The 17,364-nt window shown below is 35.9% G+C and carries 13 protein-coding genes; 6 read left to right on the top strand and 7 right to left on the bottom strand.

The annotated features are described in order from the left end of the window. Positions 1–73: 73 nt before the first annotated feature. Complete coding sequence (locus ACXR6G_RS18610) at positions 74–2,695, top strand: valine--tRNA ligase (protein WP_458362961.1); 2,622 nt, start codon at positions 74–76, stop codon at positions 2,693–2,695. Positions 2,696–2,773: 78 nt separating this feature from the next. On the opposite strand, the gene ACXR6G_RS18605 is transcribed toward ACXR6G_RS18610, so the two are convergent. Continuing rightward, entirely contained in the window at positions 2,774–3,286 is a 513-nt protein-coding gene (locus ACXR6G_RS18605; protein WP_458362960.1) for a lipocalin-like domain-containing protein, read from the bottom strand. Between the two features lie 270 nt (positions 3,287–3,556). Between ACXR6G_RS18605 and ACXR6G_RS18600 the strand changes: the two genes are divergently transcribed. Beyond that, positions 3,557–4,525, top strand: a complete 969-nt coding sequence (locus ACXR6G_RS18600) for a formylglycine-generating enzyme family protein (protein ID WP_458362959.1) — start codon at positions 3,557–3,559, stop codon at positions 4,523–4,525. Between the two features lie 43 nt (positions 4,526–4,568). On the opposite strand, the gene ACXR6G_RS18595 is transcribed toward ACXR6G_RS18600, so the two are convergent. Further along, positions 4,569–4,934 carry a hypothetical protein gene (locus ACXR6G_RS18595; RefSeq protein WP_458362958.1) on the bottom strand — a complete coding sequence of 122 codons (366 nt, stop codon included), beginning with the start codon at positions 4,932–4,934 and terminating at the stop codon, positions 4,569–4,571. 108 nt (positions 4,935–5,042) lie between these two features. On the opposite strand from ACXR6G_RS18595, the gene ACXR6G_RS18590 reads away from it, so the two are divergent. Together ACXR6G_RS18590 and ACXR6G_RS18585 are read left to right on the top strand one after the other, a co-directional pair. Next, positions 5,043–5,393, top strand: coding sequence for a RidA family protein (locus ACXR6G_RS18590; protein WP_458362957.1), 351 nt, complete (start codon positions 5,043–5,045; stop codon positions 5,391–5,393). A 187-nt stretch (positions 5,394–5,580) separates the two neighbouring features. Further along, positions 5,581–6,918: an NAD(P)/FAD-dependent oxidoreductase gene (locus tag ACXR6G_RS18585; RefSeq protein WP_458362956.1), complete on the top strand. Its 1,338-nt coding sequence runs from the start codon at positions 5,581–5,583 to the stop codon at positions 6,916–6,918. A 7-nt stretch (positions 6,919–6,925) separates the two neighbouring features. Here the strand turns inward: ACXR6G_RS18585 and ACXR6G_RS18580 are convergent, their stop codons facing one another. From ACXR6G_RS18580 to ACXR6G_RS18570, 3 genes are read right to left on the bottom strand one after another with little or no spacing between them, the layout of a single operon-like run. Beyond that, a complete protein-coding gene (locus ACXR6G_RS18580; RefSeq protein WP_458362955.1) occupies positions 6,926–8,971 on the bottom strand; it encodes a TonB-dependent receptor family protein in 2,046 nt (681 codons plus the stop codon). Between the two features lie 39 nt (positions 8,972–9,010). Further along, positions 9,011–9,406, bottom strand: coding sequence for a c-type cytochrome (locus tag ACXR6G_RS18575; protein ID WP_458362954.1), 396 nt, complete (start codon positions 9,404–9,406; stop codon positions 9,011–9,013). Next, positions 9,407–10,471: a PQQ-dependent sugar dehydrogenase gene (locus ACXR6G_RS18570; RefSeq protein ID WP_458362953.1), complete on the bottom strand. Its 1,065-nt coding sequence runs from the start codon at positions 10,469–10,471 to the stop codon at positions 9,407–9,409. Positions 10,472–10,935: 464 nt separating this feature from the next. Here ACXR6G_RS18570 and ACXR6G_RS18565 point away from each other — a divergent pair, with 464 nt between their 5' ends. After that, a complete protein-coding gene (locus ACXR6G_RS18565) occupies positions 10,936–11,601 on the top strand; it encodes a hypothetical protein (protein WP_458362952.1) in 666 nt (221 codons plus the stop codon). Positions 11,602–11,647: 46 nt separating this feature from the next. Here ACXR6G_RS18565 and gdhA read toward each other — a convergent pair whose 3' ends face one another. Further along, positions 11,648–13,015: an NADP-specific glutamate dehydrogenase gene (gdhA, locus tag ACXR6G_RS18560; RefSeq protein ID WP_458362951.1), complete on the bottom strand. Its 1,368-nt coding sequence runs from the start codon at positions 13,013–13,015 to the stop codon at positions 11,648–11,650. Between the two features lie 180 nt (positions 13,016–13,195). Between gdhA and ACXR6G_RS18555 the strand changes: the two genes are divergently transcribed. Next, positions 13,196–16,645 (top strand): PEP/pyruvate-binding domain-containing protein, encoded by a 3,450-nt coding sequence (locus ACXR6G_RS18555; RefSeq protein ID WP_458362950.1) that lies wholly within the window; start codon positions 13,196–13,198, stop codon positions 16,643–16,645. Positions 16,646–16,719: 74 nt separating this feature from the next. Here ACXR6G_RS18555 and ACXR6G_RS18550 read toward each other — a convergent pair whose 3' ends face one another. Further along, complete coding sequence (locus tag ACXR6G_RS18550; protein WP_458362949.1) at positions 16,720–17,361, bottom strand: O-methyltransferase; 642 nt, start codon at positions 17,359–17,361, stop codon at positions 16,720–16,722. Positions 17,362–17,364 lie beyond the last annotated feature (3 nt).

Raw genomic sequence — 17,364 nt, 5'->3', positions numbered from 1 at the left:
GTTGCTTAGATTGAAAGACAGTTGATTAGAATTTAGCTGTTTAGGATTTAAAAACTCAGTAAATCAATAAATAATGGAAATCCCAACAAAGTACAATCCTGTAGAATCGGAGGACAAGTGGTATAAGTATTGGATGGATAAAGGATTCTTCCACTCTGTACCAGACGAGAGAGAGGCGTATACAATCGTAATACCGCCACCAAACGTCACCGGTGTATTACATATGGGGCATATGTTGAACAATACGATTCAAGATGTATTGGTCCGTAGAGCTAGATTACAGGGGAAAAATGCTTGTTGGGTACCTGGAACCGATCACGCATCTATTGCGACAGAAGCAAAAGTTGTGAATAAACTTAAGCAGGAAGGTATTTCAAAAGCAGATATCACTCGCGAAGAGTTTATGGCGCATGCATGGGAATGGAAAGAAAAGCATGGTGGCATCATTTTGGAGCAGCTTAAGAAATTAGGAGCTTCTTGTGATTGGGATCGTACTGCTTTTACTATGGACGAAGGTCTTTACGATTCAGTAATCGATACTTTTATTGATCTATATAAGAAAGATAAAATTTATCGTGGTATTCGTATGGTAAATTGGGATCCATCTGCACAAACAGCTGTTTCTGATGAAGAGGTAATCCACAAAGAATTACAATCGAAACTATACTATTTAAGATATCAGGTTGAAGGAAGCGATGAGTACATTACCATTGCAACGACTCGTCCTGAAACTATTCTAGGTGATACAGCGGTTTGTATTAATCCAAATGACGAACGTTTTGCTCATTTAAGAGGCAAGCGTTGTATCGTACCATTGGTTAATCGTTCTATTCCTATTATCGAGGACGAATATGTAGATATGGAATTCGGTACAGGTGCATTAAAAATTACACCTGCTCACGATATTCATGACTACGAAATTGGTGATCGTCATAATTTAGAGACTATCGATATCTTTAACGATAATGGTACCATGAGTGAAGCTGCACAGCTTTATGTTGGGAAAGATCGTTTCGAAGTTCGTGATTTGATTCTTCCAGATCTAGAGAAAGCTGGTAACATGGTTAAGACTGAAGATTATGTGAACAAAGTAGGTTTCTCTGAACGTACCGATGCAGTTATTGAGCCTAAGTTGAGCATGCAGTGGTTCCTTAATATGAAGGAATTGGCGCAGCCAGCTTTGGAGCATGTCATGAATGATGATATTCAATTGCACCCAGCTAAGTTCAAGAACACGTACCGTCATTGGATGGAAAATGTGAAGGACTGGTGTATTTCTCGTCAGTTATGGTGGGGACAGCGTATTCCAGTTTACTATTTGCCAGAAGGTGGTCATGTTGTTGCTAAAACAATTGAAGAAGCTCTTGTAGAAGCTACGGCTAAAACAGGAAAAACATATCAAGCAGAAGATTTACGTCAGGACGAGGATGTGTTAGATACATGGTTCTCTTCATGGTTGTGGCCTCTATCTGTATTCGATGGTATTCGTAATCCAGAAAACGAAGAAATTAATTACTATTATCCTACTAATGATCTTGTTTCGGGACCAGATATTCTATTCTTCTGGATTGCTCGTATGGTCATTGCAGGATATGAATATAAAGATGCAAAGCCATTTAAAAATGTTTATCTGACAGGTATTGTTCGTGATGAGCAGGGCCGTAAGATGTCTAAATCGTTAGGTAACTCACCAGATCCATTAGATCTAATTGCGAAATATGGTGCTGATGGTGTTCGTGTGGGTATGCTATTGTGTTCTCCTGCCGGAGGAGACTTGCTATTCAACGAGAACTTACCAGAGCAAGGGCGTAACTTTACGACTAAGATTTGGAATGCATTCCGTTTGGTTAAAGGATGGGAAGTTGCCGATATCGAGCAACCAGAATATGCTCGTATAGCAACTGAAGTTTTCCATGCGCGTTTGAACAACACAATGGAGCAATTGGATGAGCAATTCAATCAATATCGTATCAGCGAAGCATTGATGACTGTTTATACTTTATTCCGCGATGAATTCTCATCATGGTATTTAGAAATGGTGAAGCCAGCTTACCAGCAACCAATCGATAAGAAGACTTTCGATTCAACTGTTGCTCTATTTGAGAAGTTGATGCAGTTGTTGCACCCATTCATGCCTTTCTTAACAGAGGAAATCTGGCAATTATTTGCTGATCGCTCTGAAGAGGAGAGTATCATGGTTTCGGTTATGCCTAAGCCAGAATCATATGATGCTAATTTATTAGCAAAATTTGAGCAGGTGAAAGAAGTGATTGTTGGCGTTCGTAACATTCGTAAGCAGAAGAATATTGCCTTTAAGGAAGTTTTAGAGATGAATTACAAAGCAAAAGAAGACAATTACGATGCTTCTTTCGACTGTGTAGTTGCTAAAATGTGTAACCTAAAGGAAATTACAACTGCAGATGGTGATATGGCTGGTGCCATGTCATTCATTGTAAATGCGATTGAGTATTTTATTCCTCTTGGAGATCTTGTTGATGTTGAAGAAGAATTGAAGAAGATGGCCGAAGAGTTGAAATATACTCAAGGTTTCTTAATGTCAGTTCAGAAGAAAATGAGCAACGAGCGTTTTGTAAATAACGCACCTGCAAAAGTAATCGAGATTGAGAAGAAGAAAATGGCTGATGCCGAATCTAAAATTAAGGTTTTAGAAGATCGTATTGCTAGTATGAAGTAATTCTCATTCTAATATATATGAAGAGGGTGCCTATGTGGCACCCTCTTTTTTGTTTTTAATCAATAGTCCCTTTTAATTTTATTGTCTTGAGAAATGTTCTTCTGAAGAAACTTCTATATATTCTTGATCTTTAATATTAGTCTTGAATTTTTCGTCAAGCTCAGTAAAGCTAAATTCACCTTCATCATCTTTATCAGAATTTGTATATTCTATATCATCTGATGATATAATAAAAGTGTCGTTCTGAATAGAAATTTTTAAAGTTTCGGAATCTGCTTCATACTCATCTAATGAAGGATAGGTTATTAGTAATTTTGTGTCATTTTCTTTAAGTTCCCATTTTGCAGTAAAAAAACCAAATTTCACAGTTCCATCTGCATTGAATGTAATTTTTTGTTTGGCTAGGGGATTTAACATTTCATTTGTAATCTCAAAATTAACATCTTTATTATCCATTTTATCGATGATGATTTTAGATATCTCCCATGTTCCAGCTAATCCTGTTGGGTTTGAATCATCATCTTTGTCGCATGCAACAAATACAGTTGTTAACATTAAAAATAAGCTTAATAGCGTAATAGATCTTTTCATTGTGGTTTTTTTAGATTAATAATATTACTAATATAACATTATTTAAGTTTACAACAACTTAATTATAATCAGTTGTTTATGTTTAGATTGATTTTTTAAAAATGACTGATGCCGACTCTTAGGTTAAAGTTTTAGAAGATCGTATTACTAGTATGAAGTAAGACTCATATTGATATATTAGTGAAGCGTCATTCCAAGGAATGGCGCTTTTTTTTGCTCCTTGTTTTCTTTGTTGTAAATTCGGACATTGTAGTCTCTTAATAAGATGCGATGAAGAAGATGAAATGTTGCTGCACGCCGCAGTCAGTGAGAGTGGGAATTAATAAACCTATTGAAGAAAAAGAAATTGAGCCTTTGAAAGAAACAAACTGGGATGATATGGTTTGCATTCCCGGAGGAATATTTTTGATGGGAACGGATTCTGAAAAAGCATTTGTTGATGATGCTGAAGGACCTATTCGAAACATTGAGATAGATTCTTTCTACATTGATAAATATGCCGTTTCAAATTCTAAGTTTGCTTCTTTTATTGAAGCAACTTCATATATAACGGATGCTCAGAAGTATGGCTGGTCTTTCGTTTTTCATTTGCTTCTTCCTCCTCAATTAGCACAATCGTTGCTCCAAATGGGGCGAAGTGTAGCTGGATTGGAATGGTGGTTGCAAGTAGAAGGTGCATATTGGAAGAAGCCCGAAGGCCCCAACTCAAACCTTATGGGTCGAGAGAATCATCCAGTTGCTCATATTTCATATAAGGATGCTTTGGCTTATTGTAAATGGGCAGGCAAACGAATACCTACCGAGGCTGAGTGGGAGTATGCTGCTCGAGGAGGTTTAGAACAAAAGCTATACCCTTGGGGTGATGTGTTAAAGCCTAATGATGTTCATAAATGTAATATATGGCAAGGAGAATTTCCTATATCGAACAGTCTTGATGATGGTTTCTTGGGAACGGCTCCAGTTGACGAGTATCTGCCCAATGGTTTTGGCTTGTATAATATGTCTGGGAATGTTTGGGAGTGGTGTCAGGATTGGTGGACAAATGCCCCCAATCAAAAGGGAGGAAATATAAACCCCAAAGGCCCAGTTGCAGACTCAATGAATCGGAAATTGATGAAAGGAGGGTCTTTTCTTTGTCATGACTCTTATTGTAATCGCTATCGTGTTGCAGCTAGAACTAGCAATACTATTGATTCGTCAGCTAGTAATCTTGGTTTTCGATGTGCTAGTGATTCATGATTGGTTGTGTTAGGCAAATAATAATCTTTTCAATCGGATACAATCATTCATCTTTATGTGGAATGTGTTTGTATAGATCAATCTTGTTTGATACCTGAGTGTCGAATTCTTCATATTCGCCAGATTTGAATTCGCGAATGACTTTCCCTTCACAATCTAAAAGTGTAACTCCAAAAGCTAATCTGACTCTTGGGTCGGTAATCATTACGTAAAAAACGGTTTCTTTCTTGTATGAAGCTTGGTAAATTGTTTTCACCACATCGCTATCCTTTAAAGATTCTTTAAATTCCTTAAGCCAAACCAAATCTTCAAGAGGGTTTTGTACTTCACACTTTAATGTGTCATTATTACTGGCGTCGCATGATGAAAATCCGAGAAAAAGGATTAGAACAGAAGTAATTATTTTCATGGTTTTGTATTTTCTAAAATTGACTGTTTATGAAGATAGCAATAAATGTTTACTTGAATGATGATTTATTATCTTCGAGCTAACTATTAACTTAAATCAATAAACAAGATGACTATAATAAGAACAGACTCAACTCCGAGAATGAGCCGTATCGTAGAACACAACAATACGATATATTTATGTGGACAAACCGCTAAAGATTCAAATACTGATATCAAGGAACAGACGACTACAACTCTTGAGAAAATAGAAGAGCTATTGGATAAAGCTGGATCAGATAAAAAACACATTTTATCCGTTACTATTTATGTACGCGATATGAAAGATTTTGCTGCAATGAATGAAGTTTGGGATGCCTGGGTAGTGGATGGACACCAGCCAGCTCGAGCTTGTGTTGAAGCTCGTATGGCACGACCAGAATTATTAGTTGAGATGTCAGTTATTGCTTCAAAGAAATAATATAGAATTATAATATCAAGTCATTAATCTCAGTTTTGATCTTATTCAAAACTGAGATTTTTTGTATTCTACAAATATAAAATTTCATCGAATTAGATTATTAGAGAATTTATTCTTTATTTTGTATCAGACAAAGAGGTCTTTTATTATTTAAAGGATTCTGATCAGTTTTTCTAATAATTTTAAAATGGAAAAAATTAAGAATATTCCTGAAAATGGGAAGAGAAGAGTTGTAATAATTGGTGGCGGATTTGCAGGATTAAAACTTGCTCGACAATTGGCTAATACAGCTTATCAGGTAGTCTTAATTGACAGGAATAATTTCCATCAGTTTCAACCTCTATTTTATCAGGTTGCAACCTCTGGATTGGAACCAAGTTCTATTGCATTCCCTTTACGTAAAATTTTTCAGAAACGTCAGAATGTCCATTTTCGAATGGCAGATCTATTAGAGGTTAATCCAAACATTCAGGAGATTTTTACAAGTTTAGGAAAACTTAAATACGATCATCTGGTTTTGGCCACTGGCGTTGATACCAATTACTTTGGGAATAAAAATATAGAGCAATTTGCTATCCCAATGAAATCAGTTTCTGAGGCAATTTTTCTTAGAAATTCGATTCTAAGAAATTATGAGAAGGCGTTAAATGAATCAGATCCTGAAAAGGCTGCTAATTATATGAATATTGTTTTGGTTGGTGGAGGTCCTACCGGTGTTGAATTGGCCGGAGCTTTAGCAGAAATGAAATCTGAAATTCTTCCTAAGGATTATCCAGAGTTGGATTTTTCTTTGATGAATGTGTATTTGTTCGAAGCATCGGCTCGATTACTAAATGGTATGTCTGATGTCGCATCTAAGAAAGCAGAAGCCTATTTAAAAAAGTTGGGTGTAATTGTGAAGACTGAAGCTCGTGTAGCTGACTATGATGGATTAACAATTAAGCTTGAAAGTGGTGAAGTCTTTCATTCCTATACATTGGTGTGGGCTGCGGGTGTCACTGCAAATCCGATTAAAGGTATTTCTGAAATTGCAGCCTCTCGAGGTGGTCGAATTCGAGTTGACTTATTCAATAAAGTGGCAGGCTTGAATCATGTATATGCCATTGGAGATTTATCAATTCAAAAGGAGGGCGTTTTTCAAAATGGACATCCACAGGTCGCTCAAGTTGGTTTGCAACAAGCAGGTAATCTTGCTAAAAATTTAAAGAACCATCTGCTTAATAAAAGTATGAAGCCTTTCCATTATAAGGATAGGGGTTCGCTTGCTACAATTGGTAAAAATTTGGCTGTAGCTGATCTGCCAGGTGTCAAAATGCAAGGCTTTTTTGCATGGATTCTATGGCTGTTTGTTCATCTAATGGCTATTGTAGGTGTTAAAAATCGCTTTTTCATCTTAATCAATTGGGTTTGGAATTATTTCACCTCCGATCAATCTTTACGAGTCTTAATCAGACCTAAGAAAAGAAGTTTTACCGATCGAGCTTCAGAAAAGCATCAGAAAATAAACAAAATGAATATGAATTAATTAACTTTTAAAATTGTAATAAAACACCGGCATAGGCATTTATTCTTGGGGCGGGTTCATAATATCGTTGACCAAAAGCATTAATGCGTATATTATCGTTGTATTTTTTATTTAAAAGATTTCTGATTCCTCCAAAGGGTTTGATGGAAAGTTCTTTAAGTTGATGAGAATATCCGAAGTTAAGATTTAAAAGTACATAAGGCGGAATTTTAGTTGTATTAGCATCATTTGCAAATAATGAACCAATATAATTCGCTTGAAAATTGGCATGAAAACCTTTAATAGTTTGATATTGTAAAGATAAAGTAGCTATGTTTTTGGGAATTCCAGGCAGATTATTCTCTTTGTAGTCATTATTTTCGATTATGTAGGCTTCGTATTTTAAATGTAATAAAGTATATGTTGTCTGGATGCTCCAGTTTTTGTTCGGATTATAAGTCATTTCAAATTCCAAGCCTTTACGATTTGTCTTTCCAGCATTTCGGTAAAAACTTCGTCCTGGAAAGTCTTCTATCTCATAAGGAACCAAGTCATTTTTTGTTTTAGTAAAAAAATAGTTGAGCTGATAACTTATTCGATTTAATACTTTCCCTTTTAAGCCGATCTCATAATTAATGGATGTTTGTGCTTTAAGTTTTGTATTAAAACCTTGTTCTCCATTCGGGTTTGCAGATAATTCTGAAAGGGAAGGTGTTTCAAAACTTGTCGAGATGCCAGCAAAAATATTTTGTTTGTTGATGAAATTGTAAGCAAATCTTATACTTGGGTTTAACTCGTGATAAGTTAAAATGTCAGATTGATCTCCATCACCGGTCATTCTATCTTTGGCTTCTAATCTGTTATAATCGTAGCGTAAACCTCCTGTTAAATACCATTTCTTATAGGAAAAATGATCCAGTATATATAGCCCAATATTTCCAAAATTTTCTTGCTGATTTAAAGTCATATCACCTTGAAAACTATCTATATTTTTAAATCGTTTTCTATTATCAGTTTGGAAAGCTATGTCATAGCCTAGTTTGAGTTTATTTTTTGAATTCGAGAATGTCAAACTACTACCATGTCCACCATAGTTTCTGAGTAGATCAACAAAACCTCCATATTCAAAAGGTAGTTTGCCTAAAAAATTACGAAAGCTAAAAAAAGCATAAGTATTAAGACTTAATTTATCATTGAATTTCCCTTTTAAAATCAGTCCTGTTTTTAATTGACTTATACTTTCTTCGGTTTTGAACTGAAGGTTTTTACTTCTTGCTTGTTGACGATTAGTCTTTACCTCTTCAAGATTTAAGCCTCCAGGGTCTTGAGCTGTAGGACTATTCAGATAATTGAGAATGATATTTAGTTTGTAATGAGAATTTATTTTGTGTGAGATATTTGTGTTAAAAGAGAATTGTCTATACCTGCTATGATCTCGATAAGCATTGGATGAATTATAAGCTCCATAAATGATAAATTTTGTGCGCCTTGTTCCAAATCCTGTACTCAATGAATGGTTTTGCATACCAAATGATCCAACTGAAGTCCTCAATTCACTAAAGGGATGGTCGAAATTTTTTTTCGTTTCAATAGCAATGACACCACCTGAAGCATTGCCATATAGAGATGAGGCTGCTCCCTTAATTACTTCAATTTGTTGAATGATACCAAGGTTAAGGTTATCTAATTGCCCCTGTCCATCTGGAGTGGTTTCGGGAATGCCATCAACAATAAGTTTAATTCCTCTAATGCCAAATGCCGATCTAGAACCAAAGCCTCGTATCGAGATTCTTAAATCTTGAGCATTATTGTTGGCATTTTGAGAATACAGTCCAGGGATTTGATTGATGAATTCCTGTAAGGAAAGTTGAGGTTTGAATTGGTCTGCTTGTTTTACCTGGAAAACGGAATAAGCGTAAGGCAGATGATCTAGCTGACTTTCAATTCGGGCTGCCTTAACATATATCGTTTTTAATGTATGTCTGGTTACTGAGTCTTGTTCTATAGTTTCTTGTGAGTTGGCTATCACAGGGAATAAAACAAGAAAGAACAAGGTGGATTTTATTTGATTCATTGCTTTTAGAATCTTAGTTTTTAAGAGTTATGTAGTAAATTATTTTTTTAGTTGTTTGACCTCTTCTTTAGTCACAATTTCGTTTGATTTATTCCCCCAGGAATTAAGAATGTAATTCATGACATCAGCAACTTCCTCATCTGAAAGCCCCATTGTAGCCATTGATGAATTGTATTTTTTACCATTTACAATAATTTCACCTGACTGACCAAACTTGATAGCTTTTATACTTGCTTTTCTTTTGGTTAAAAGGTAATCTGAATTTGCAAGAGGAGGAATTAATTTGGTGCCTTTACCATTTGTTTGATGACACATGATGCAAAAATCTTTGTACACTATAGCTCCTCTTTCTTTACTTTTTCTGGATTCTGAATTTCTACACATAATAAAACTAGAGGCTAATATGATGCTTAGTGTTATGATCTTGGTTGTCATTTATTCTTCTTTGAGATTAATTTTGATAATACCTTTTGATTCTACAGCGACATAGATATGCCCATCTGGACCTATGCGAACATCTCTAACTCTTCCTATATCCTGGAGTAATTTTTCACGGCTAATAACCTGATTGTTTTCAATCTCTAGTCGCTCTAGATATTGAAAAGCTAAGGAACCTACTAGGAGGCTTCCTTTCCAATCTCTATAAATATCCGAAGTAATAAAACACATACCACTTGGTGCTATAGAAGGAGTCCAATAATAAATAGGTTGCTCCATTCCTTCCTTATGTGTTAAATCAGTTATTATTGTACCATCATAGTTAATGCCATAACTAATAATTGGCCACCCATAGTTTTTCCCTTTTTCAATTATATTTATTTCATCTCCGCCCTTAGGGCCATGTTCGTGCATCCATATTTTTCCTGTTTCGGAATGTTTAGTTAAGCCCTGTCCATTACGATGTCCATAGCTATAAATGGCAGTTCGTGCATTGGCTTGTCCTACAAAAGGATTGTCTTCGGGAATTCTACCATCATCATAAAGACGATAAATTTTTCCGCAATCTCGATTGATATCTTGGGGGTTTTGGTCTCTGTTACCTCTATCTCCTATGGTAAAATATAAATACCCATTATTATCAAATGTGATTCGACTTCCAAAATGGTATCCTGCCGTACTATTAGGCGAAGCTTTATACAACAATTGATTATCAGTTAGAATGTTTTTTTCTGGATTTAACCTAGCACGCATAATAGCAGTATTGCTGCCTTCTCCATCACCTTGAGTGGAAACAAATGAGAAGTAAACCCAATTATTTTCTTCATAATTTGGATGTAATACTATGTCCATTAAACCACCTTGACCACGCATAAATATATCGGGAAGACCTTCAACTTCTTTTTTTTGACCTTCTTTAAAATGGTATAGAATACCCGATTTTTCAGTTATTAAAAGACTTCTGTCCGGTAGAAATGTAAAGCCCCACGGGATTGTTAAGCCATCCACAATCAGTTCATAACTAATCGATACTGGACTAGTGGATATTGGACTAGTCTCCACTGGGGCTTCATTTTGTTTTTTATGACATTGAGTCAAAAGACTAACCGCTAGAAAAAGGAGAATTGGAGTTGAGGATTTCATAAAAGTGTTGTTTTTAAGGGTGCTGATTCTAGAGTATGAGAAATATTATTCTTGTTTCTATTAATATACGTTTATTAATAAATTATTTTGTTGAGTTTTGATTAAATGTAGGATTTGAATGATAAAAGTTAGAGGGGGATAGGGAATTAACTAATATATAGTTTGATTGAGGATATTATAGAAGGGCATCATAAAATAAAAAAATAAATCTAAACTAATTGATTTGTATATTCTTATAGGCACTAAGCATTCATTTGCTTGGTGCTTCTTCATTTTTATGGCACAAGCTTTGCAGTGTAGAGCAATAATAAGAGTGATATATCAGTTTAAGATTTATCCCTACCAAAGGATAACTGTTTTTTGAAAACTTAAATACAATTGCCATGAGAAGATCGATAATAAAGAAGTTGGTTGCCAGTATAGTATTGGTAGCAGCAATTATATTTTCAGGACTACCTACATTTGCTCAACACAGATCACATAAGGATGAGCGAAACAGGAACGAGAAAAGTAAATATACTAAACGAACAAAAGGTCATAAGCAGGATAAGAAAAGAGATTATCATGCAAAGAGCCATAAGAAGCATAGACATAACGAAAAGTATTCAAAGGTGAAAACCAGACATTATGGTGGCGATCACTATCGTAATGATAGAGTAGTGAGACGTCATGATAATCACCGATACAACAGTCATGCTAATCATGGGCACAATCACCACAAACAAGTCGCTCGTCGTTATTACAAACGTCATGGACATAGATGTTATGCACATCCAAGATATGGGAATGTTGTAGTGAAATTCTCAGTTCGACCAACTATTATTAATCATTGCGATGGTGATTACTACTATGCAAGGGGTCGTTATTATCAGTATTACCCAGAGTATGGTTATATAAGAGTTGATGCTCCAGAATCGATTTGTTTCGAAGATGTTCCAGATTCGTGTGAACGCGTTTCTTACCGAGGAGGCGTTTATTTTAGACTTGGTGATCTGAGTTTTGTGAAAGATGGAAGAGGATTTCGATTGGCAGGATCAATAGACTTATAATAGATTAATAGAATAAATAAAGAGGCGCCATTGGCGCCTTTTTTCTTTATACGATACCTTGTGCGAGCATGGCTTCAGCTACTTTTACGAAGCCTCCAATATTTGCCCCATCCACATAATTGATAAAGCCATCCTTTGTTTTTCCATATTTTACACAAGTGGTATGAATATCTTGCATAATCCGTTTCAAATGGCCGTCAACTTCTTCACGAGACCAGCTCATACGTAAGGCGTTTTGTGACATTTCTAATCCAGAAACAGAAACACCACCGGCATTTGCTGCCTTGCCTGGACCATAAAGGATTTTATTGTTGAGATAAACCTCAACGGCATCAGGTGTTGAAGGCATATTAGCACCTTCAGAAACGCAAATACAACCATTGTTGATTAATAGTTCTGCCTCTTCCTTATTGATTTCATTTTGTGTAGCACAAGGCAGAGCAACATCACATTTTATTTTCCAAGGTCTTTCATTTGGGTAATATTCAGCGCCGAACTTTTTAGCATACTCTTCAATTCGACCTCTTTTTATATTTTTTAATCGCATGACAAATTTTAATTTCTCTGCGTCGATACCATCAGGATCATGTATGAAGCCTGAAGAATCGGAAAGAGTGACGACTTTACCTCCTAGTTCATTTACTTTTTCTGTAGTGAACTGAGCCACATTCCCAGAACCCGAAACAGTTACAATCTTACCGTTGAAATTATCATTTCTAGTTTTAAGCATTTCGTCAGCAAAATAAACAGTACCATATCCTGTTGCTTCAGGGCGAATTAAACTGCCTCCCCACTCTCGTCCTTTACCAGTAAGAACGCCAGTGAATTCGTTTTTCAATCTTTTATACTGACCAAATAGATAACCAATTTCACGACCACCAACACCAATATCACCAGCAGGAACATCAGTATTAGGACCAATATGTTTTGATAGTTCAGTCATAAAACTTTGGCAGAATCTCATCACTTCACCATCTGTTTTTTGTTTCGGGTCGAAATCAGATCCACCTTTTCCGCCACCCATAGGCAGAGTTGTTAGGCTATTTTTGAATACCTGTTCAAAGGCTAAGAATTTTAATATACCAAGATTCACTGTTGGATGAAAGCGAAGTCCACCTTTATAGGGACCAATTGCTGAGTTCATTTCAACTCGGTAACCTCTATTGACTTGAATTTCTCCTTTGTCATCTACCCAAGCGACTCTGAAAATAATAATACGTTCGGGTTCCGACATACGTTCAAGAATCTTTGCATTCTTATACTTGGGATTGTCTTCAATAAAATCGAGTAGGGATTCAGTTACCTCATGAACAGCTTGATGAAATTCTATTTCACCAGGATTCCGATTCTTTAAGTTATTCATGAATTCCTCTCCAAAGCTCGATCTGTTTGTGCTTGTCATCGTACTTGTCATATCTGTGGTTTTAGGTTTGGAAATAAAGTTTGTTGTCAAATTGTTAAAATAGAATTTGCAGAATGAGAGAAATCTATTGGATATGATTCCTTATTAAAGGTAAAAAAGAAATACTTGAGAGTCAAGGTTTTATATGATCTGATTTTTTGTTAAATTTAGAAGTGTGCAAAATTTAGGCTTATGACTTTACAACCAGATAAAAGAAACGTATCTCGATTAGCAAAGGAGAATATTGAGCGACTAAAAGAGTTGTCTGCCATTAATAAGACTACTGGGATTATTAAGGAAGCTAAATCAATACCCGATACCTTACAGCATATTAGTTTTATATTGAAGGAGGCTATGCAATATCCGCCCTATACGGCTGCGCGTATTAGTTTTGATGGGAAACAATTTTTAAGTCCAAATTTTAGCGAATCAAAGTGGGTGTTGAGTCAGAGTTTTGATTGTATTGATAAGAGAACAGGCTTAATAGAAGTTTTTTATACCAAGGAATTTCCTGGTTTATACGAAGGTCCTTTTCTTAAAGAGGAGAGAGATTTAATTGATAATATATCGAATATGATTTCGGGTTATATCAATACTGAAGCAGGAAAGTATTTGATAACGAAAACGGAGGAAGAATATTCGGACGAAGAATACATTGAGGGGCCATTTGTCCGTGTTGAGAACAGGAATCTACTGAATGATTATCTGAATAGAAATAATGCAAACCGAGATGTCTATCACGACCTAATGCCTTTTAAGGTTAAGGAGATTTTATTGGTGGCGAATCTTTACGATGCCTATAATATTGAACGAGAAGGGCGTTTCACTGAGCAGATATATGATGAGTATCATCAGTTGAACTTATCTTCTATGCCAAGAGTGACCGGTGTTTCATGCTACGATGAGGCAATGAAGCAACTTCGTTCTAAGCATTTCGATATGATTATTGTGATGGTTGGTGTCGATAAAAAGACGCCAATAGAGCTTAGTGAGAGGGTGAAAAAAGATTTTCCTTATATCTCAATATTTCTGTTGTTGAATAACGATGCTGATATTCGTTTTTATGAAGAGCAGCGTGAAAGCTTACATTACGTCGATAAAATGTTTGTTTGGAATGGAGAGTCTCAAGTGTTTATCGCCATGATTAAGAGTTTGGAGGATCAGGTTAATGCTGAGAATGATACCGATGTGGGTTTGGTGAGGGTTATTCTGCTTGTAGAGGATTCGGCGAAGTACTATTCTCGATATTTGCCCTTGCTGTATCAGAGTGTGATGGCACAAACCCAACGTATTATCGATGATGTTACAACCGACCCTCAGTATAAAATTTTGAGGATGCGGGCACGACCTAAAATTTTATTGGCTTTGAATTATGAAGAGGCCTTATCGATTTATAGTCGTTATAAGGATTATCTTCTCTGTTTAATTTCTGACGTGAAGTATAAGATGAATGATGTGATGGATGATAAGGCTGGGATTAAATTGGTCGAACAGATTAGGAGTGAATTGCCCAATTTACCTGCTATACTACAATCATCGGAAGTTGATAATGCCATTTATGCCGATGAATTAAAATGCAGTTTTATTGATAAAAATTCAGAGAGTTTGCGTCAGGATATCCGTGATTTTATTGAAGAATATCTAGGCTTTGGAGATTTTGTGTATAAGAACATTCATGGCGATGCAATTGAAACGGCAAAATCGCTTAGAGAATTTGAAGAGCATTTGTATAATATACCTGCAGAATCATTAATCTATCATGCCAATCGTAATAATTTTTCTTTGTGGTTAATGGCTCGTGGAGAGGTTAAGATTGCAAAGATGATTGCCCGTTATAAAACGACAGATTTTAAATCGGCAGAAGATATTCGGTCCTATTTGATAAGTATGATCCATGAGTTTAGGAATGAAAAACGTAAAGGAAAGATCGTCGCCTTTAAATCTCAACCTGGTTTTAATGCAGAGAATATTGTATCGTTGTCTTCTGGATCCTTGGGAGGAAAAGGGAGAGGTTTAGCTTTTGTCAATTCATTGCTCTATAATTTAAACTTGAGTAGCTATGTGCCCGGAATTAATGTGAAAGCTCCAATGACCGCCGTAATTGGTGTTGATGAGTATATGGATTTTATGGAGCGTAATAGTTTGATATATAAGATTAAGCAAGTTTCAGACTATGCCGAAATTCAGCAACTATTCTTGAAAGGACGTTTGAGGTCACGATTGAAGAATCGAATCAAGCATATTCTCTCTAATTTTGATAAACCATTGGCTGTTAGATCTTCAGGTTTATCTGAGGATTCTCTTCAGCAGCCAGTAGCAGGGATTTTTCAAACCTATTTACTACCCAATAGTAATCCGGATTTAAATAAAAGGCTAGAACAGGTTTTGGATGCTATTAAATTGGTTTATGCTTCTGTTTTTTCCAATGAGTCTCAAACGAGTATTCATGGGCGTAATTATTCGGTAGATGAGGAAAGGATGGGAATCGTGATACAGGAAGTCGTTGGTAACAGATATGGCGATTATTTCTATCCTCACTTTAGTGGTGTTGCTCAATCGTACAATTATTACCCATACGGACATATGAAACCAGAGGATGGTTTTGCTGTTGTAGCTGTTGGGTTGGGGAAATATGTGGTTGATGGGGAAAAAGCTTATCGTTTTTCACCAGCATTTCCATCGAGTGAGAATAATACCCCTAAGGATCAATTCAAGAATTCACAACTTGAATTTTATGCGGTTAATTTAAAAAAGGAAGAGTTGAATTTGCTCGAAGGAGATACAGCAGGTCTTATTCGTTTAGACATTGATGAAGCAGAAGATCATGGAACATTAACACATTGTGCTTCAGTTTACGATACTGAAAATGATATTATCAGTCCAGGATTGGATAAATATGGACCAAGGATTGTAAATTTCGCGAATATTTTAAAATACGATTATATTCCTTTGGCTAAAACCATTCGAACAGTACTTGAAATTGTTCAAGAGGCAATGGGCTCAGCCGTTGAGATAGAATTCTCTGTTGATTTGAATAGAGATGAAGATGGGAAATCAGCCTTCTATATTTTGCAAATAAAACCCTTAGTCGCAGGAGCAGATGATTATAGTATCGATATGGATACAATTAATTCAGCTACAAGCTTGATGTTCTCTGATAAGGGAATGGGGAATGGTATCGTTGAAGATATTACGGACGTTATTTTTGTTGATCCAGATTTATTTGTGAAAGATATGACAAGTGAGATTGCGGATAAGATTGCTGAAATTAATCAAAGAATGGATCATGAAAATCGAAATTACATCCTTATCGGACCTGGACGTTGGGGAACTCGTGATAGATGGATTGGCATTCCTGTGAAGTGGAAAGATATTTCCAGGTCTAAACTCATAGTAGAAACCAGTTACAAGGATTATCCTTTGGAAGCCTCCTCAGGATCTCATTTTTTTCACAATGTTACCTCTATGAATATTGGCTATTGTTCGGTTTATCATCATTCGGCCGAATCACATATTGATTATGAAATGTTTAAGGCTCAAGACTTGGTTGAGGCTGAGGGAGCTATAAAACACGTGAGATTTAAAAAGCCTATTACTGTAAAGATGGATGGAAAAAAACGACTGATCGTACTTACCCAATAGAAGATTGGAATTAAAAAGGCTTCAAAAAGAGAGATTCTCTATTTTGAAGCCTTGAAATATAAGTTCGCTCGTATTTATTTCTTTCGAATCATCATTAAGCCGTGACGAATAGGAAGCATTAGGTTTTCAACTCGTTCATCATCCTGAACATGTTTGTTGAAATCTAGAATACCTTGAGTTTGTTTATCGTTAGGATCGATATTCTCAATCACTTTTCCATCCCATAAAACATCATCAGCAAGAATAAAGCCGCCTTCTTTTAATAGGGGCATTATGGCTTCGTAGTATTCAATGTATTGACGTTTATCAGCATCAATAAAAACCAAATCGAATTCACCTGTTAGCTTTGGAATAATGTCTAAAGCCTCACCAATATGAAATTTAATACGCTCTTCGCAGCCAGATTGTTTGAAGAATTTTCTAGTAAAGCCTTCTAATTCATCGTTACAATCAATCGTGTGAATTTCACAATCAGATGAAGTTCCCATTGCCATTGAGATGGCAGAATAACCAGTGTAAGTCCCAACTTCCAAAACACGTTTAGGGTTTTGCATTTGACAGATCATCTTTAGAAACTTTCCTTGTAGATGCCCCGAAAGCATTCTGGGACGTAACATCTTCACATGTGTCTCTCTACTTAAATCCTTTAGGACCTGATCTTCGTTCTCAGAGTGTCCAAGTATGTAATCTTCTAGGGCTTTGTTTACTTCAATCATGAT

Source organism: Ancylomarina sp. YFZ004, from assembly GCF_054254355.1.
Note: the sequence above shows the minus strand (reverse complement) of the source record. Positions and strands in the feature narration are given on the sequence as shown.